Raw genomic sequence first — 18,177 nt, forward strand, 5'->3', positions numbered from 1 at the left:
TTTTTATGAATTGACTTCCAGGCCAATTATAACACGGGAAAGACTCTTCCTGGAAATGTGGTGGATGGCGCTGAATTAGACAAGGAGGTAGTTATGCTTTATTATCAGTACTGGTCCAGAGGTTTTCGCCGGTTTTTATGGTTTTTGTTAGGATTCAGTGTGATTGCGACGCTTGTATTCCTGAACAAGACGGCTTCCTTTGATACCTATATTATTCATATTGTCCAATCTGCAGAATCTCCTGCACTTACTTCGCTGGCTAAAGGATTGTCACTGGTGGGTTCCTCCAGTCTGGCGATCGGCATCTCACTGTTGACGATGGCGTTGCTATTCTTTCTGCTGAAGCACCGGTTGGAGCTGATTTTGTTCCTCTGGGTTGCATTAGGTTCGCAGCTGCTGAATACAATGATGAAACTGTGGTTTCACCGGGAACGCCCCAATATTCACCGGTTGATTGAGCAGGCGGGATACAGCTTTCCCAGCGGGCATTCCATGGGTGCCTTTTCCTTATATGGTGTGATCGCCTATTTGCTCTGGCGGCATTTGCGGCGGCACCGTGAACGGTTTTTACTGATTTGTTTTACGGTTCTGATGACAGGCGGCATCGGGTGGAGCCGGATTTATCTGGGTGTGCATTATCCGAGTGATGTGATCGGAGGGTATACTGCAAGCGGTGCGTGGCTGATGCTGTCCATCGGTATATTTGAAGCCTACCGGAATTCACGACAGCGCAAATCTGCCGTAACAAATAATCAAGCGGATACCCGCAGGTAGACCTGCGTTGTATCCGCTTGATGTTTGGTGGTTTTCCTTTTTTGGACGATTAGGGTTTGGCTTGATGTGCACTTGACGCATTGGCAATGCTCAGCTTCAGCAAAGCAGGCAGTCCGGCTTTTAGCTTCTGGACTTCGTCGGATGTCAATTGCCCGTCTTTGATGGACTCATCCAGCTTCAGGCTGGCGGCCTCGCTCAGTTTTTGAATATATTGTTCCTCGGTCCAGCCCTTTTTCTCCTTAGCCAGCATGTAGAGGGTTTTACCGCTTTTCAAACTGCGGATCAATTCTGTACGGTCGATCTCAAGCAGCTTGGCCGATTCATTCAGAATAAAATAACCTCCGGCTTTAAAGCCCCGCACATGATGTGGATGGGAGGAATGTTCTTTTCCCGCATGAATGCTGTCCGGTGCAGGTGAAGGTGTGCTTCCGGCAGCGTTGTCTGCAAATGCAGCAGCTGGAGCCAGACTGAGCATCACGGCTGCGGCAAAGGCTGTTATTCTTTTAATGTTGTTGCTCATGATTCACCTCTTGTGATCGTTATAGGTACTGCAGTACACAGTATTCCCCGGAAGCTGAAAGAATTCTGAAAGCCAGCTTAAGCCATACTAAAAATTCGCCGGCCTTCTCCATGGGTAATAGTGGTTGTACCCTATTAGAAATTGACTGAAGTTCTGCAGGATATACATACAAGATGTTAATAAAATAGTAAGGAGGGATGATTTTGGCCTTCGGCGCCCGCATACTCAAGACAGGAATGGCTGTCACACTCGCACTTTATCTATCTGCACTGTTACAATTTACTTCTCCAGTAGGTGCGGCGATTGCAGCAATCTTTGCCATGCAGCCCTCCATCTACCGATCATGGCGCTACTTCCTGGACCAGATACAGACCAGCACAATGGGGGCAGTCATCGCGCTGCTGGGGGGGATGGTGTTGTCCAATGAGCCCATCGCAGTTGGGCTGGTATGTATCCTCGTAATTATGATCAGCATGAAGATGAACCGTGCCGATACGATCGGACTGACACTCGTTACAGTAATCTCCGTCATGGAAGCTTCGGGGCAGTGGCAGTTTGCATTGACCCGCTTTCTGCTTACGCTCACAGGAATTGTATCGGCATTTTTAATTAATATTACGGTCTTTCCGCCAAAACCGCGTAAGCAGTACATCCAGCAGATCGAGAGCGTGTTCACCAGCCTGTCGCTGCTGCTGCGGACTGCAGTATCGCATGAGATGAAAGAGAGTGTCTTCCGCGACGAGAAACATGCGCTGGAGGGTTCGATTAAAGCGCTGGCAGATAAGTATGGACTGTTTGAAGAAGAGCAGAAGCAGCTGCGGAGAGCCAAATACAGCCAAACCCGGCAAATGGTGATGTACAAAAATCTGTTGTCCTCCCTGCAGAAGGGGTATGAGGTGCTGGAGGCTGTAGACCGGCACTATTTCCAGGCAGAACGGACGGAGCGGACCGATGAGCTGTTCGACAGGCATCTGGAGCAGCTGATTAAATACCATGAGTATATCCTGCTCAAATTCGAGGACAAGCTGAAGCCGGGTTCAAGTGACTCGGAGCCGCTTGGTGAGGACAATGACAGATTTCTGCAGCAGGCAATTGAGGGCTATGACGCTGAGAAATTAGGGCAGTTGCGGTTATCTGTTGTTGCAGCAGCTATCTATGATTACGGGTACCAACTGGAGCGCCTCGATAAAGTGGCGGATCAGATCAACCGTGCATCTGCCGATGAAAAAGATTAGCAGGCTTCAATCTGACATACTTACTCTATATAAACAAAAAATCCGGTCCCTAGGACCGGATCATATACATAATAGGCTATGACATCATAAAGAATTATAATAATGGACTCAAAGACTTGATAAAGTTGGGTGGAATTGCTAAAATAATAGGATATTGAATGAATATTGTAAAATATGCATAATTATACAAAATAATTTTACCATGGGTAAAAATAAATGTCAACCTTCCAAAGGGGATGAAATGCAGTGGAGAAACATGATAGCGAGTGGAAAGAGGAGCAGGAGCGGGTAACGGGTATAACGAAGCTGCTTAAGGGCCATATCCGGCAGTTGTCTGAAGAGCTGGGTCTGCACCGCAGCGATGTTGTGGATATGCGCAAAGATTTCTGGGAAGAGGTCACGGTTAACTTCAGCAGCCCGGATGATCTGGGCGAGACTTCAACCAGTCTGCGGCAGCAGGCGCAAATATTAAATGAACGCGAGCGCCATCATCTGCAGTCAAGCAAAGCGCTTAAAAAATATAAAAAGCTTGTTGTGTCTCCCTATTTTGGACGGATTGATTTCACTGAGACTCCGAATGGAGAGGTAGAGAAGATCTATCTCGGAATTGGTTCCCTGATGGAGGATAACGGCACCTTCCTGATTTATGATTGGCGGGCCCCAATCTCAAGTCTGTATTATGACGGTGCACCCGGTCCGGCAGTCTATGATACACCTGGAGGACTCGTGAGCGGTACGATGGAACTGAAACGGCAGTTCGTAATTGATGACGGAGTTATCGAAGTGATGTTTGATACCGGAGTAACCATCGGAGATGAATTGCTTCAACAGGTACTAAGCCACAGCGCGGACGACCGGATGAAGAGCATTGTAGCGACGATTCAGAAGGAACAGAATGCGGTAATCCGCAACGACAAAAGCCGGATGCTGGTTGTCCAGGGAGCTGCCGGAAGCGGTAAAACCTCAGCAGCTCTGCAGCGGGTCGCCTATCTGCTCTATAAATACCGCGAGGTGCTGCAAGCCGATCAAATGCTGCTGTTCTCGCCCAATCCGCTGTTCAACAGTTATGTCTCCACTGTTCTTCCGGAGCTTGGTGAAGAAAATATGCAGCAGACAACGTTCCAGATGTATCTGGAGCACCGGCTGGGCCACGAATTTCAACTGGAGGATGTATTCAGCCAAACGGAAAGTTTGCTGAATACACCTGACGGACCGGAAGCCTCAGTGCGCAGAGAAGGGATCGGATATAAATCATCAGTGGCTTTTCTGGATGCCATCCGCCGTTATGTGAATCTGCTGGAGCATGAAAGCATGCAATTCAAGCCGCTGATGTTCCAGGGCCGGGCGATCGTTGGAAAAGATGAGATGGAGCAGCAGTTCTACAGCTATGATTCCAATATCAAGCTGGCGAACCGGATTGATCTGATGACAGGCTGGCTGCTCAAGAAGATTGCTGCGTTCAGCATGGAGGAGCGGAGTGCCCAATGGGTCGAAGACCAGATTGAGCTGCTGGATTCCAGTGAATATCAACGTGCTTACCAAATGATGCGGCGCAAGGGTGGCGGCCATAACGAAAGCTTTGATGATTTCGATACCGAAAAAAGCCTGCTCGCCCGGTATATCGTCAGCCAGCGGCTGAAGCCGCTGCGCGGATGGACCAAGCGGGGGCGGTTTGTCGATGTTAAAGGGCTGTACAGCCGGTTGTTTACTGACCGGGAGCTAATGGAAACCCTCAACAACAGCAATACTTTGCCGGAGGTTTGGGATGAGATTTGCAGACAGACGCTGGAATCTGTAGGGGCCAACGGGCTGGCGTATGAGGATGCAACGCCGTTTCTATATTTAAAGGAGCTGAGCCAGGGCTTCCGGACCAATACGCTAATTCGTCATGTAATAGTGGATGAAGTGCAGGATTATTCTCCATTCCAGCTGGAATTTATGCGCCGCCTGTTTCCGCGGGCCAAGATGACGGTGCTTGGGGACCTGAATCAGGCGATTTATGCCCAGGGCGAGGTGCTTGGCGACCTGGCGGGACTGGTAAGCATTTACGGCGAGGAGAATACCGAGGTGATTTCTCTAACCCGCAGCTATCGTTCGACTTATGAAATTGTTGAGTTTACACGGGCGATGATTCCAGGGGGCGAGCGGATCGTTCCTTTCAACCGCAGTGGGGAAGCACCACAGCTTACTGTTGTCGAAAGTGAGCCGCAGCTGCTTGCCTCGGTTGAGCAGGATATTCTTAATCTGCATGCGGAGGGCTATCACTATGTGGCAGTTATCTGCAAAACGGCGGAGGAAAGCGCACGTGTACATGCCGAGCTGCAAAACAGGCTGCCGGTAAGACTTGTGACAAAGGAGACGCCTAATTTTCAAAAAGGGACACTGGTACTGCCCGCATACTTAGCCAAGGGTGTGGAATTTGATGCAGTCATTATTTATGACGGCTCAGCGGAGAGATATGGCAGGGAGAGCGAACGGAAGCTGTTTTACACCGCTTGTACCCGGGCGATGCATTTGCTGCATATCTATAGCCTGGGAGCACCCAATCATTTCCTTCCGGCCGCCGTGCGCGAGTCTGTAACCGCAGGTTCACTGTAAGCTGAATAACATCATATTGGCCGTTTTCACTTGCTGGGTTGCATATCGGGGCTGCTAATAAACCACAATAAAGTTACCTGTCCGACCGTTATGGGCGGAAAAAGGTTAATCTGCCGAGTCTGCTCATTGCTGCGGCCGGAGGAGCGGTTTGTGTTGCTGCTGCCTGGTTCACAGAGGGGCTGACCGCTTACTGGATCATTCTTGGCGGGCGTGTGATCTCGTTTCTGCTTGTCTTATTTTTCGTTGACGGCTCGCTAGAAATCAAGCAGAGGCAACGGTGCTCCGGTTGCTTTTCCTTCTGATGGTGAGATACGCAATATAGATCAGAAGCAAAAGTGCAGGAGCCATTGCAGAATAGCGGTACATGACCGCATAGGTGTTATACAACGCAACAGATCCAAGGAGCATAGTACCGATTGCTACACCAAGATCCAGTGAGTTGAAGAACATGCCGTTGGCCATTCCCCGCTGGCGTGTGTCAACGGACTGAATCATCCAGGTTTGCAGTGCAGGCTGCATAGATCCGAACCCGATCCCGTAGCATAAAGCAGCCGGGAACAGGGCGGCTGTCGATGAGGCGAAGGAGAGCAGCAGCAATCCGCCGATGATGAACAGGCTGCCGGGAATCAGCAGGGCAGCTGGACCGAAACGGTCATAAATTTTGCCTGACAATGGACGAATGATAACAATGGCAACAGCATTAAACAGAAAGAAATAGGCGATATGTTCCAAATGGGCTTCTTTGCCGTAAAGAGCGAGAAAGCCCAGCAGTCCGCCGTATGACACGGACAGCAGTAAGTTCAGCAGGCATGGGATAAACAGCCTGCGAAATGCCCCGCCTTTGAAATCCGCTGCCGGAACCGCAGCGGGTTCCTTGTGCTGACCCGGAAGCACTGCTGTCAGGCGGTAGCCAAGCGGGAAGATTAGCGCCAGAGCGGCTGCGGTAGCAAGCAGCAAGGAGCCGAACCCGGGACCCTGCAGCAGGCTTAGACCGATCAATGGACCGGCAGACATCGCCAGGCTTGTCGACAAGCCGAAATAACCCATGCCTTCACCCATCCGGCGAATCGGGATCACGTCCGAAGCCATTGTCGGAAAGGCGGTACTGGCCATCCCGAAGCCGATCCCGAAGAGCATGCGCATAAGCAGCAGTACGGTTATGCTTCCGGCCCAGTAATAACCGGTGACGGCTACAAGGGATACGGCCAGCCCGAGGAAGATCAGCAGGTTACGGCCGCCTTTCTCCATGGCCTTGGCCGAGAACAGCCGTGAAGCGATGGCGCTAAGCGCAAATAAGCTGGTGACCAGGCTAACCTGCACGGAAGAGGCGTTCAAGGATTCTTCGGCATAGGCCGGGAGAGTGGAAAGTGTCATTTGCAGTCCTGTAAACAGCAGCAGGTTGCAAATTGTCAGCAGAATAAACGATTTTGTCCAGAGACGATCAGATGTTATGTTCAATACCATTGCTCCTATTCTTGGTGTGAATTTCCAGTGTTGTGATAGATCAGCTCCAGCATAACGCGAAGCTCTTCAAGCTTTTCCGGTGAAAGTCCGGCAACCGCTGCTTGGATCGTCTGCTGCTCCAGAGGGATTGTGCTTTCGATCAGCGTCTGCCCCTCAAGGGTGGGATACAGCAGAAAGGCCCGCCGGTCGCTGGGACTTGTGGATTTTGTAATAAAACCTTTCTTCTGAAGCAGCTCCACGATCCTCGCAGTTGTGGGTTGATCTTTGGCTGCCGCAGCGGCAACTTCCTTCTGGTTAATGCCTTCTCGGTCAACAATCATTAACAGGACTGACCATTGTTCAGGGGTAATATCGTATGACTTCAAGGCCCGGGCAAACGCATTGGATATCCTCCGGTGGGTGGAGCCAAGCAGGAATCCGAGGAATTGCTGCGGAGAGGAAATAGGCAAAAGAATCATCCTTTCTGAATTACTTGTTATAACAAATATAGTTAAGACAAGTAAATTAGTCAACCTGACGCAAAAAAACACCCCATAGAAATGTATCGGACCCATTATGATCCAATAAGATTTCCACGAGGTGCTTTATGTTAACAGCAGCAGTTCTATTATACTTGCGGAACTTTCTCCCAATCCTTCAGGAAGCGTTCGATACCGTTATCTGTAAGCGGGTGTTTCCAAAGGGAAGGCAGCAAAGAGCCCGGGATGGTTGCAATGTGCGCACCGGCGATTGCCGCTTGCTCCACATGTGCGATGTTGCGGATACTGGCTGCAATAATTTCTGAAGTCAGGCCGTAGTTGGTCAGGATAGTCTTCAGATCCTTGATCAACTTCATGCCGTCAACGCCGATATCGTCCAGACGACCGACAAACGGGCTGATATAGGTAGCGCCGGCTTTGGCAGCCATGAGGCCTTGAGCCGCGGAGAATACTAGGGTAACGTTAGTCTTGATGCCTTTTTTGGTCAATTCGTAGCAGGCTTCCAGGCCATCTTCAGTCATAGGCAGTTTGATTACGACATTGGGTGCCCACTCAGCAATTTCATAGGCTTCCTTAAGCATTTCTTCTGCTGTAAGGCCAATGACTTCCGCGCTGACAGGACCAGGCACAATAGCAACGATTTCTTTGATTACATCTTTGAACAATCTGCCTTCTTTGGCGATCAGTGACGGATTCGTCGTCACGCCATCCACTAAACCGAGGCGGGTAATACGTTTAATTTCTTCAATATTTCCGGTATCCAAGAAAAACTTCATTGTAAATTTCCTCCCTTGATTTCTTATGGATTGACAAACAGTATGCACAACTTCATTATGGATCATGCCACAGAAAGTTTCAACTGTTAATATGAATATTTCAAAATAACTTTATAGAATTATACATCGCTTTCACTAAGGAGCGGCGTTCTTAACCATGAAGATTTCCTGTGAAAAAAGAAACTCAGCCCATTTCGACCATTCCCGGGATGTTCTCTCCGTGATAATATAGAAACGGTATTGTTGATTTTCTGAAGAATGGCGGGTGACAGAAATGATTACTGTAGTTGGGGGCGTCGTGTTGTTTCTGTTGTTTGCTGCAGGACTGCTTGCCTACCAGAGCAGCCGGATGATCTCTGAGCGGGAGGCGAGTGAATCTGCCGCTCCTACCGGCTCACTGTTGTACTCCGTAGTTAATCAAGCGTTCGCAGAACATGAAGAACGGCCGGAGGCGGTTCCATTATTTCAGTTTACTGTGCTTTTCGGACCAGGAGAACAGCTCGCTAAGGGAGAAAAGGGAACGACTTCCGCTTTATGCCGTGTACCGGCCGGTACGGGAGAGATGGTTCTGACCGACGCGGAGAATTGGATGAGAAGCAACATCCGCAAAGCTTCTATTGAAGGAGCAAGGGTCGTGTTTGTTTCCTTTCCGGAGAAGGCGGACCGCAGGGGAGAGAAAGAGCTGATTCGAAACTTGGAGGTTACGGCGAGAGAGGAGGCCGAACATGCAAATCACCATTAATGATGTAGCGATATCTGTCCGTGAAGGTGACATTACGTCCTGGCAGGGCGATATGATTGTGAATGCATCCAATTCCGGCCTCTATGGAGGCGGTGGTGTTGATGGAGCGATCCACCGGGCTGCCGGACCACGAGTAGCTGAGGAATGTGCGGTAATCCGCCAGAAGCAGGGAGGCTGTCTGCCTGGTGAGGCTGCATTAACGAGTGCAGGCAGACTTCCTTTGCTGGGCATTGTACATACAGTAGGGCCGATTTGGAAAGGCGGTGGCGCCGGGGAAGCCGATACTTTGGCCAAATGTTATGCCAGCAGCCTGGACTTGGCCTGCTTAAAGGGTGTGCGGAGCATAGCCTTTCCAAACATCAGCACCGGGGTTTATAATTTCCCTAAAGCGTTGGCCTGTGAAATTGCGCTTCATACGGTCATTGAGTATGTGGCGGCCCAGGATTCCCGGTTGCTGCCGCTGAAAGAGATCTCTTTTATTTGTTTTGAGAAGGGTAACGCTGAATTATATGAGGAAACGCTTAAAAATTATATATAGCTGGACTTGCACTCTGGTTGAAGTGGAGGAGAGACGGTAATGACGTCCATAGCTGATGTTAATTTTGTTGTAGTTGATCCCGGGAGCGCGGATTTGCTTTCATTAATTGACCGTCTGGATGAGGAGCTGAAATCCCGCTATCCGCATGAGACCATCTACGTTGTGGATTTCACCGATCCGAAGGTAAAAGAGATGACTTTCGTGGTAGCTTATCAAGGAGAGAAGCCCGTCGGCTGCGGAGCGCTGCGCCCGCTTGACCCGGACAGTGCGGTGATGGAGCTCAAGCGTTTCTATGTGGACCCGGGCAGCCGCAAGCAAGGAATAGCCAACAAGCTGCTGCTGGAGCTTGAGGCGAAGGCCATTAGTGCCGGCTGCCGGGAAATCCGGCTGGAGACTGGCATTAAACAGCCGGAAGCCATTGCACTCTACGTGAAGCATGGCTATCGGCCGATTGATTTGTTTGGACCTTATATTGGCGATCCGGATAGTTTATGTTACGGTAAGGAACTCTTCTAATCTGATGTTCAAGCGTGGTATTTACCTGCAGGGGTATTCAGCACCCATTCCAGCATGAGCAGCATATCCTCCAGCCTGGTAAGCTGGGCATTTAGAGCTTCGCGTTGCGGGCTGTCCTCGGCCAGTGGTGTCAAACGTGTCTCCAGAGACCTGCGTTGGAGTGTTAATTCATTGATTTTGGACTGGATCTGATTTTCGGTTCTCATCCGGAATCCTCCTGGTGATAATAATTTTGTATTGTAAATCTATTTCATTATTATAACGGATAATATGGAGGTATTAAAATGAGTATCAATGTAAAACAGCTGGCTGCGGAAAAAGCCGTGGAGTATGTGGAAGACGGAATGAAGGTTGGCCTCGGCACAGGTTCCACCGCATATTGGGCCATCCGCAAGCTGGGGGAACGAGTGCAGCAAGGACTTAAGATTACCGCAGTAGCTACCTCACGTGCTTCGGAGGAGCAGGCCCGCGAGCTGGGCATTCCACTGGTTGCATTTGGTGATGTTGACCACCTGGATTTGACGATTGACGGAGCGGATGAACTCGATGGCCAGCTTCAACTGATCAAAGGCGGCGGCGGTGCATTGCTGCGCGAAAAGATCGTGGCTATGGGCAGCACACGCATGATTGTGGTAGCAGATGAGAGCAAAGCAGTAGAAACGCTGGGCAAGTTTCCGTTGCCTGTTGAGATTGTTCCCTTTGCTTGGGAATGGACAGTCGCTGAACTGGCTAAGCTGGGCTGCAAGCCGGAGCTGCGGCGGAGCGGTGATGAATTGTACAAGACAGACAACGGCAATTACATTGCGGACTGCGGGTTTGAAGCGATTGCTTCTGCTCCTGAACTTGCGAAGTCTCTGCAGGGCATTCCGGGCGTTGTTGAACACGGCTTGTTCATTGGAATTGCCGATCTGGCCATTATCGGCAAGAACGACGGCAGTATCGAAATAGTGGAAGGTGAAAGCAATCTCTAGTCCGCGTAAGACGCAGAAGCCCGGAAACCGCTCCGTACGGGGAAAACTTCAGCCGAAGCCGCGCCGGATATGGGCGTGGATGCTGCTAATTCTGTACAGTGCAGCCGTTGTGTACTGGATGTTTATCGGTTTTGGCCGTGTTGTTCATCCGGACGGACCGCTGCAATATAATCTGGAGCCGCTGCGGACCATAAAACTCTATTTTGATTTGGACAATGGGGTGCCTTTCTCCGGCCGGCTGGTGAATCTGCTGGGAAACGTCGCCGTGTTCATTCCCTTTGGCCTCCTGCTGCCGCTGCTGAAGAAGCGGCTTAACTCCATGTTTGGGTTAACCTTACATATGGCTTTATGGATATTGCTGCTGGAATCTATGCAAATGCTGCTGCGTGTCGGCAGCTTTGATATTGACGATCTGCTGCTTAACTTGCTGGGTGTGTGGATAGGTTATATTTTTCTTCATTTGGCATGGGGTAAATCATTAAACTAAAGTTTCACAAAACTTAAGTGTATGCTTTCGAAGTGAGTTTTGTACGAAGTTTTATCAGGAAGCGATGCTCACAAAACTTTTAGGAGGTTAACTATGCTGATAGATCTGAAGCATCTCGTGGGTTCTCCCGAGGTGAACGAGCTGCTGGCTTATGCTGTTATTGATGAACCGGATGCACTGCAGCGCACTTCAGCCGAATATAGCGCACAGGCTGCACTGCAGCTGTGCGGCTGGGAAGAGGAAGGCCTGCTGCTGGGGCTGGTAGGCTTTGAAGAAACGGAAGACGGGTCACTGGACATCCGCCATATCGCTGTACTGCCAGAGAACAGGGGGAAAGGGTATGCGCGCGGAATGATTCTTGAACTGCTAACTGCGCGTCAGCCCCGTTATCTGCTGGCAGAAACTGAGGACGAAATTGCTGCTGACTTCTACCGCAGCCTTGGGTTCATGGTGTACAGCCTGGGTGAAAATGCCGCAGGAATCGAAATGTTCCGCTGTGTATATGAGGTCGAGGAGACTGAGGACGAAGAATAACGGGAATACCCGCTAAGGGGAAGGCAGAGAGAATTCTCGGCTCCTCCCGATAAACAGCCACAGCCATTACGCATGTCAACGTGCGGAATGGCTGTTTTTGTTATGCAAAATGCAAATTAGCCGCTGCTGGAATACGGAAAGGAACATATTGACTTTTTGGGCGTCAGACCCTATAGTTTTACTGTGAAATAGTTTCATACGTGAACTATTAATAGTGTTGGGAGGTTTGAATTTTGAAAGAAGAGGCAGAACACTGGATCAACCGCTATTTGAATGCATACATGGTGGTGACTAGGCAGATTAGCGCCCGTGTCAAGGAGCGGATTCCGGAAGGACTGACCAATGACCAATTTATTATTCTCCGGCTGATAAACAGTCAGGAGCTTTGTACTTCCACATTTCTGGCCGAGGCAGTTGCGGTAGGCAAGAGTTCGATAACGGCAATTATTAACCGGCTGGACGAAGCTGGACTGATTCAGCGGACCCGGGACGAGAATGACCGCCGCCAGGTGTATCTGACACTCACGGAGCATGGGAAGAGTGTGCATCAGACCGCCGAGAAGCAGGTTCAAGAAGTGATCTCTCCCTATCTGTTTGATTTTGAGGAAAAGGACATTGAGAAATTTATTACTATGTTCGAGAAGCTTGCATTTTTAATGCATGAAACAGGAGGGAGAAACAATTGAAGACCATACTTAAAGCTAGATGGGCTGTAATTTCAGTCTGGCTGGCTGTGGCGGTCGTGTTATTTTTGACAGCGCCGGCGATGTCGGATCTGGTGCGCGAGAAGGGGCAGATTGCTGTTCCGGATGGCTACACTTCTTCGAGAGCGGCTGAGATTATGAGAGAGGTGGCCGACGCCAACGGTGGTGAAACGCTGCACCAGGTTGCCCTTGTTTTTAATAAGCCGGATGGACTGAGCGCAGAAGATACGGAGAGCATTAAGCAGGGCGTTGAGCAGCTTACGGTGAGCAAGGAATCGCTGAAGCTGGATTCCATTACCGACCCCTTTTCTCAAACCGAATTAAAGGATACGCTGATTGCGAAGGACGGGAAGACCATTATGGTCGCACTGTCGGTAAAAGGCGGAGAAGAAGTGGTCAAGGAGCTCCCGGCTAAAGTAGCAGCCCTGTTAAGTGATGTAACTGCCGATCATTATCTGACCAGCGAAGGACTGATCACGGAGGATACCATTGTCAGCTCAGAGGCAGGGCTGAAGAAGTCGGAGTATATTACCGTTGTATTTATTCTCTTGATCCTGTTCGTTGTATTCCGTTCGTTCATTGCGCCGTTTGTGCCGCTGCTTACGGTCGGACTGAGTTATATTGTATCCCAATCGGTTGTAGCCTTTCTGGTGGACAGGTTTGACTTTCCGTTATCCACATTTACGCAGATCTTTATGGTGGCCGTACTGTTCGGGATTGGGACGGATTACTGCATCCTGCTGATCAGCCGGTTTAAGGAAGAGCTGGCAACCTCTGAGGATACGAAAAGCGCGATTATCACGACCTACCGTAAAGCGGGGGGAACGGTATTTTATTCCGGTCTTGCGGTATTTGTAGGGTTCCTCGCCATTGGGTTGTCCAAATTCATGCTGTACCGTTCTGCGGTTGCAGTGGCTGTAGGGATTGCCGTGATGATGCTGGCGCTTGTGACTGTCGTTCCATTCTTTATGGCGGTATTGGGCAAAAAGATGTTTTGGCCATCCCGCGGGAAGCTGGAGCATAGCGAAAGCCGCATCTGGGGGGCCGCTGGTTCCTTCTCCTTAAAAAGACCGTGGGCTGCTCTGCTGATTGTAGCTGCGGTAGTGGTGCCGTTCCTCGTCACTTATGGCGGCAAACTGTCCTTTAACAGCATGGACGAAATCGGTTCCAACTACGCATCGGTTAAAGGCTTCAACATTATCTCTGAGAGCTTTGGGCCGGGAGAATCGATGCCCGGCAAAATAATCATCAAAAATGATGACCGTATGGATACTGCTGAATATATGGGTCTGGCTGAAAAAATCAGCCGTGAGCTGGAAAAGGTCGACGGCGTCAAAGCTGTGCGCAGCATGTCGCGTCCTACGGGGGAACAGATCAATGACTTCCTGATCCCGACCCAAGTGGCTACACTGTCAGAGGGTCTGGATCAGAGCAATGAAGGGCTTACGAAGATTCAAACGGGGCTTGCGGAAGCAAGCAAGCAGTTAAGTGACAACGAGCCGAAGCTGAACGAGGCCGTATCGGGCAGCGCGAAGCTGACGGAGGGCACAGTTGAGCTGAAACAAGGTATCGCCGCGCTGGGCGATGGACTGTCCCGTATAGAGAGCGGCATTAAAAGCGGATCGGCGGGAGCCGGTGAGATCAAAGCCGGTCTGGCGCAGGCAGCGGCCAGCGCAGAGCAGCTTGCGGACGCCAATGCTGCACTATTGGCAGGCTACAAGCAAATCGGCACGGGGCTGACTGCATTGGACGGAGGCGTTGCCGGGCTGCAAACCCAGCTCCAGGGCGTGGCTGCTGCACTTGCCGGGCTGGATGCTTCCTTCACGGGCCTGGAAGCCAGCCATCCTGATCTTCTGCAGGATGTTGATTACCAGACGATTAAAGGAACGGTAACGCAAACCGGCACGGGTACAGCCCAGCTTGCCGCAGGACTAGGACAGATTACAGGGCAGCTTAAAGCTGTAGCTGCCGGTCTGAACAAGGCCAACACCGGATATGCCAAGGCCGTTGCCGGCCAAACGGCGCTGGCACAAGGTCTGGGCAAGCTTGTCGCCGGAATCGGCCAGTTGCAGACGGGCCTGAATCAAGCGGCGGCGGGGCAAGGCCAAATTGTCGATCGTATTCCTTCGATCACAAATGGGCTCGACCAGCTGCAAGGCGGCCAGCAGCAGCTTGCTGACGGGTTCAGCCAGCTTACCGGACAAATCGGCCAGCTTACGGACGGTTTGAACGACAGTACGGATGGCCTCAAGCAAATCACCGGCGGGCTGGATTCCGCTCAAGCGTATCTGGGGCAAATTCAGGAGGCCAAAGACGATGAACTGAGCGGATTCTTCGTACCGTCTGAGGCGCTGGAAGCCGGGGGCATCCAGCAGATTTTTGATACGTACCTGGCAGGTGACGGCAAGGTGATGACGCTGGACGTTGTTTTCGCCGAGAACCCCTATAGTTCCGAAGCGATCGACAGCATGGGAGACATTCAGGCTGCCGTGGACCGGGCTGTGAAGGGCACGAAGCTGGAGAATGCGGAGACCGCGATCAGCGGAGTGACCAGCACCTATAGCGATCTGCAGAAGATTTCCAATGAGGATTATTCGCGGACTGTTATCCTGATGTTGGGCGGTATTTTTATCATTCTGGTATTGCTGCTTCGATCGATTATCATGCCGATTTATCTGATAATTTCACTCGTTATCACTTACTTTACGGCGCTGGGAATTACGGAAGCCATCTTTGTAAATCTGCTGAATTATTCCGGAATTACCTGGACTACTCCGTTCTTCAGCTTCGTCATGCTGATTGCGCTTGGGGTGGACTACAGCATCTTCCTGATGGCCCGCTTTAATGAGAACAAGACCTGGGATGTGCATGAAGCGATCCTGCATGCCATGCGCAATATGGGGACAGTCATTCTGTCGGCTGTAGTGATCCTGGGCGGAACCTTTGCCTCGATGTATCCTTCCGGCGTATTGTCGATGATGCAGATTGCTACTGTAGTTCTGGCCGGTCTTGCTCTTTATGCACTGGTTTTCCTGCCGTTTTTCGTTCCTGTTATGGTACGGATGTTTGGCCGGGCGAACTGGTGGCCGTTTTCTTCGGCATCAGCGGAGGATCAGCCGAAAACATTAGATTTATAAGCTTGTACATGATTTGATAATGGTAAAGAGCAGGCTTCCGGGGCAGCGGAGCTTGCTCTTTGCTGTTTTTGAAGAAGCAGGGAGAAAAAATATTTCATACATAGAGGTAACCTTTCAGCCCTATGCTCCATCTAATCAGCTGTATGGAAGCAAAACAAGAGGTGCTGCAGCTATCCGAACGAAAGGGGGGGATGGATTGAACAACGGACAAGAGGATCAGATTAGACGTGCGCAAGCCGGGGACAGTGAAGCTTTTATTCAGCTGGTTAAGGGACTGGAACGGCAAATGTACAGTATGGCCAAATCCATTGTCAGGAATGACGAAGACTGTGCGGATATTATGCAGGAGACGGTCATGAAGGCATATAAAGCATTATCCGGATTAAAAGAGCCTGCTTTCTTTAACACTTGGCTGTTTCGTATTCTGATCAATGAATGTAATATGATTTTGCGCAGACGGGATCGGGTAATCGTCATGCCTGAACCTCCAGAGCACCTGCTGATATCGTCTTCGTTTGGGGGGGATATGGATCTCCGTAATGCCGTCAACCGTCTGGAGGAGATTTCACGGACCATTGTCATTCTTCATTATTATCAGGGGTTGACGCTGCAGGAAATCGCCGGGCTGCTGGAGCTATCGGAGAGCGCAGTTAAAACCAGATTGCACAGGGCAAGGAAAACCTTATATGAATCTCTGGCGGAGCCCGCGGAAAGGAAGATGAACGGATGAATCAGCAACAATTTGAAAGCAGGCTGGCAGGATTAAGGGAAGAGCCTCTTACAGAGCTGCCGGAGCTCGTACAAGCCCGTATGAACGATACCTACCGGGTAATTGGCGGAATGGAAGGAACAGATCCTAAGGTTCCAGAAACAGCAAAAACCTCTAGGAGCCGGAGAAAACGTTCTTGGCTTACCCGGGTGATGATCAGTGCTGCCTCTGTGGCTGCAGGGCTGGTGTTGATCATCAGCCTGGGGTTCGTGTCGCCGGCAATGGCTGATACCTTGAAGCAACTGCCGTTCCTGGAAAGTGTGTTCAAGGTGGCAGGCGACGCCGGGCTTAAGAAAGCAAATGAGACTGGTGTAACGGCGGACATTCAGCAGAGCGTTACGCATGGCGGCTTGACGTTCAGCGTGTCGGAACAGATGTATGATGGGAGCCGGTTGTCCCTGGTGCTTACCAGAAAGCAAGCGGGTAAGACTGGAGAGGAAGGACCCTTGTCTGATTTGTGGACTATTCCCGATCCTGAGACCGGCTTGTTGAATAGGATCGATTCTTATGTCAATGGAGCTGAGGTCATCACCGGAGGGGGAATCGCTTCAGGAGGCCCGGATGCGCCTGACTCCGTTATTGTTACAGTCTTTAATAATTCAGAGAATCAGCGGATTCCGGATGAGTTTGATTTCAAAATGTCATTTACCGTTCCGGGAATCCGGCAGCCTTTCGAGTTTGAATTTCCGGTGAGCAAGAATACGTTGGAAGGCTATATTCTGACTCCGAAAGAAACAAAAATCCATGATCATATTCATCTGCGGGTCAAGCGGCTGGAAGTTAGCGAAACCACGACCCTGCTGATGGCAGAGTTTGAAGGGGAACAGGGAGAGGATGTAAGGGCCTTTCAAGAAGCGATACCGGAAAAATATAAGAATAACGGGTTTTTGTCTATCTTCTTTGATGTAATGGATGAACAAGGGAGGGAGGTTCGCGTGCTAAGTATCAGCGGTGGCTCCGGTGAAGGCGATACTTTAGATTCCAGCAATGTGTATGAGCCGTTTGAAACCATACCGGAGAGTATTGTAATCAAGCCCTACGTCTGGAAGGATGGACGGAAGCTTTACATTCCTGAGTTTGAAATAACCGTTCCTGTAAAATAGCATAAAAAACCTCCGGCATGCACAAGTAGTGCAGAAGCCGGAGGTTTTTGCGTTTTGTGTTAATGATTGCAGGAAGGAATAGGCGTATAATGGAGCCATCCCGGTTATTTATGTACCGCTGAGTCAGCGCAGCTTTGCGAAATAACTGCGCAGCGCCCAGCCCCGTTCCTGCCGCTTCTTGTACTTTGGCAATGAGCGGTAAATGGCCGTGGATTCGGCAAAAGCGCGTTTGGCGTCTTCATTTCTGCCCAGTGCCTTGTACATAGAGCCGGCCAAATAGTAGGCTTCACTGGAAGAGGACTGAATTTCCTGGAATTGTCCTACATAATAAAGAGCTTTGTCATGGTCGATATTGCGGAAAGTCTCGGCGAGACGGAGATAAGGCTGCCCATATTGCGCTCTGCGGTTGATTTCCAGTCCTTGAAGCATTTGCGCTTCCCCCTCGGGAAGCTGTCCCAGCTTGAGATTCACATAACCAAGCTCCACCCAATATTCCGCAGATTGCTCGTACCGGTCAGCGATCTGCACAAGCAGCTCTTTGGATTCGCTGAAACGCTTGCGTTCAGTCATCAGCCGGGCCAGATCGAATTTGGCGGAGACATCATTCGGATTCAGCGAGATGGTTGTCCTCAGCTTGGAAATTTGCCGGCTCCGGCGGAACGGCTTCGTGATGCTTGGAAAGATTCCGACATATCGGCGGTCGAGGAAATACAGAATGACCAGCAGGATGATTAGGGCAAGAAAAGGATTGCCGACCAGATTTAACAGCATGAAAAAACCGAAGAATTTTAACATGAATTCCCTCCATTAATGATTGTGTTTCCATTCTG

19 protein-coding genes are annotated in these 18,177 nt (G+C 50.4%); 13 read left to right on the forward strand and 6 right to left on the reverse strand.

Annotation, left to right across the window (positions count from 1 at the left end; all coding sequences use genetic code 11):
* Positions 1 to 93: 93 nt before the first annotated feature.
* Positions 94 to 774 (forward strand): phosphatase PAP2 family protein, encoded by a 681-nt coding sequence (locus tag NST99_RS14110; RefSeq protein ID WP_341092506.1) that lies wholly within the window; start codon positions 94 to 96, stop codon positions 772 to 774.
* Between the two features lie 49 nt (positions 775 to 823).
* Here NST99_RS14110 and NST99_RS14115 read toward each other — a convergent pair whose 3' ends face one another.
* A complete protein-coding gene (locus NST99_RS14115) occupies positions 824 to 1,294 on the reverse strand; it encodes a hypothetical protein (protein WP_341092507.1) in 471 nt (156 codons plus the stop codon).
* A gap of 203 nt (positions 1,295 to 1,497) precedes the next feature.
* Between NST99_RS14115 and NST99_RS14120 the strand changes: the two genes are divergently transcribed.
* Positions 1,498 to 2,529: an FUSC family protein gene (locus tag NST99_RS14120; RefSeq protein WP_341092510.1), complete on the forward strand. Its 1,032-nt coding sequence runs from the start codon at positions 1,498 to 1,500 to the stop codon at positions 2,527 to 2,529.
* A gap of 246 nt (positions 2,530 to 2,775) precedes the next feature.
* A complete protein-coding gene (helD, locus tag NST99_RS14125) occupies positions 2,776 to 5,127 on the forward strand; it encodes an RNA polymerase recycling motor HelD (RefSeq protein ID WP_341092512.1) in 2,352 nt (783 codons plus the stop codon).
* 261 nt (positions 5,128 to 5,388) lie between these two features.
* On the opposite strand, the gene NST99_RS14130 is transcribed toward helD, so the two are convergent.
* The 3 genes from NST99_RS14130 to fsa form a co-directional block, all read right to left on the reverse strand.
* On the reverse strand, positions 5,389 to 6,591 hold the full coding sequence (locus NST99_RS14130; protein ID WP_445744967.1) for an MFS transporter: 1,203 nt from the start codon (positions 6,589 to 6,591) through the stop codon (positions 5,389 to 5,391).
* 5 nt (positions 6,592 to 6,596) lie between these two features.
* Positions 6,597 to 7,040: a MarR family winged helix-turn-helix transcriptional regulator gene (locus NST99_RS14135; protein WP_341092514.1), complete on the reverse strand. Its 444-nt coding sequence runs from the start codon at positions 7,038 to 7,040 to the stop codon at positions 6,597 to 6,599.
* 158 nt (positions 7,041 to 7,198) lie between these two features.
* On the reverse strand, positions 7,199 to 7,846 hold the full coding sequence (gene fsa, locus NST99_RS14140; RefSeq protein ID WP_038590710.1) for a fructose-6-phosphate aldolase: 648 nt from the start codon (positions 7,844 to 7,846) through the stop codon (positions 7,199 to 7,201).
* A gap of 265 nt (positions 7,847 to 8,111) precedes the next feature.
* Between fsa and NST99_RS14145 the strand changes: the two genes are divergently transcribed.
* Genes NST99_RS14145 through NST99_RS14155 form a run of 3 tightly spaced genes read left to right on the forward strand, consistent with a single transcriptional unit; the run spans position 8,112 to position 9,642 of the window.
* Entirely contained in the window at positions 8,112 to 8,588 is a 477-nt protein-coding gene (locus NST99_RS14145; RefSeq protein ID WP_341092517.1) for a hypothetical protein, read from the forward strand.
* Positions 8,572 to 9,126, forward strand: coding sequence for a macro domain-containing protein (locus NST99_RS14150; RefSeq protein ID WP_341092519.1), 555 nt, complete (start codon positions 8,572 to 8,574; stop codon positions 9,124 to 9,126). The genes NST99_RS14145 and NST99_RS14150 overlap by 17 nt, the downstream gene beginning before the upstream one ends.
* Positions 9,127 to 9,165: 39 nt before the next feature.
* Positions 9,166 to 9,642, forward strand: a complete 477-nt coding sequence (locus NST99_RS14155) for a GNAT family N-acetyltransferase (RefSeq protein ID WP_341092521.1) — start codon at positions 9,166 to 9,168, stop codon at positions 9,640 to 9,642.
* An 8-nt stretch (positions 9,643 to 9,650) separates the two neighbouring features.
* Here NST99_RS14155 and NST99_RS14160 read toward each other — a convergent pair whose 3' ends face one another.
* Complete coding sequence (locus NST99_RS14160; protein ID WP_341092522.1) at positions 9,651 to 9,848, reverse strand: hypothetical protein; 198 nt, start codon at positions 9,846 to 9,848, stop codon at positions 9,651 to 9,653.
* Positions 9,849 to 9,932: 84 nt separating this feature from the next.
* Between NST99_RS14160 and rpiA the strand changes: the two genes are divergently transcribed.
* The 7 genes from rpiA to NST99_RS14195 all read left to right on the forward strand — a co-directional run bounded on the left by rpiA (position 9,933) and on the right by NST99_RS14195 (position 17,347).
* Positions 9,933 to 10,613 (forward strand): ribose-5-phosphate isomerase RpiA, encoded by a 681-nt coding sequence (gene rpiA, locus NST99_RS14165; protein WP_341097650.1) that lies wholly within the window; start codon positions 9,933 to 9,935, stop codon positions 10,611 to 10,613.
* Positions 10,597 to 11,100 carry a VanZ family protein gene (locus tag NST99_RS14170; RefSeq protein WP_341092523.1) on the forward strand — a complete coding sequence of 168 codons (504 nt, stop codon included), beginning with the start codon at positions 10,597 to 10,599 and terminating at the stop codon, positions 11,098 to 11,100. Before rpiA ends, NST99_RS14170 begins: the two co-directional genes overlap by 17 nt.
* Positions 11,101 to 11,193: 93 nt before the next feature.
* A complete protein-coding gene (locus NST99_RS14175; RefSeq protein ID WP_341092524.1) occupies positions 11,194 to 11,634 on the forward strand; it encodes a GNAT family N-acetyltransferase in 441 nt (146 codons plus the stop codon).
* A 233-nt stretch (positions 11,635 to 11,867) separates the two neighbouring features.
* The gene (locus tag NST99_RS14180; protein ID WP_341092526.1) at positions 11,868 to 12,320 is read left to right on the forward strand and encodes a MarR family winged helix-turn-helix transcriptional regulator; all 453 of its coding nucleotides are present in this window, start codon (positions 11,868 to 11,870) and stop codon (positions 12,318 to 12,320) included.
* Positions 12,317 to 15,475 (forward strand): MMPL family transporter, encoded by a 3,159-nt coding sequence (locus NST99_RS14185; protein ID WP_341092528.1) that lies wholly within the window; start codon positions 12,317 to 12,319, stop codon positions 15,473 to 15,475. The genes NST99_RS14180 and NST99_RS14185 overlap by 4 nt, the downstream gene beginning before the upstream one ends.
* Positions 15,476 to 15,671: 196 nt before the next feature.
* On the forward strand, positions 15,672 to 16,205 hold the full coding sequence (locus tag NST99_RS14190) for a sigma-70 family RNA polymerase sigma factor (protein ID WP_341092530.1): 534 nt from the start codon (positions 15,672 to 15,674) through the stop codon (positions 16,203 to 16,205).
* The gene (locus NST99_RS14195) at positions 16,202 to 17,347 is read left to right on the forward strand and encodes a DUF4179 domain-containing protein (RefSeq protein ID WP_341092533.1); all 1,146 of its coding nucleotides are present in this window, start codon (positions 16,202 to 16,204) and stop codon (positions 17,345 to 17,347) included. The genes NST99_RS14190 and NST99_RS14195 overlap by 4 nt, the downstream gene beginning before the upstream one ends.
* A gap of 123 nt (positions 17,348 to 17,470) precedes the next feature.
* Here NST99_RS14195 and NST99_RS14200 read toward each other — a convergent pair whose 3' ends face one another.
* A complete protein-coding gene (locus NST99_RS14200) occupies positions 17,471 to 18,142 on the reverse strand; it encodes a tetratricopeptide repeat protein (RefSeq protein WP_341092535.1) in 672 nt (223 codons plus the stop codon).
* Positions 18,143 to 18,177 lie beyond the last annotated feature (35 nt).

This window comes from Paenibacillus sp. FSL L8-0470 (assembly GCF_038008625.1).
Taxonomy (GTDB): Bacteria; Bacillota; Bacilli; order Paenibacillales; family Paenibacillaceae; genus Paenibacillus_AQ.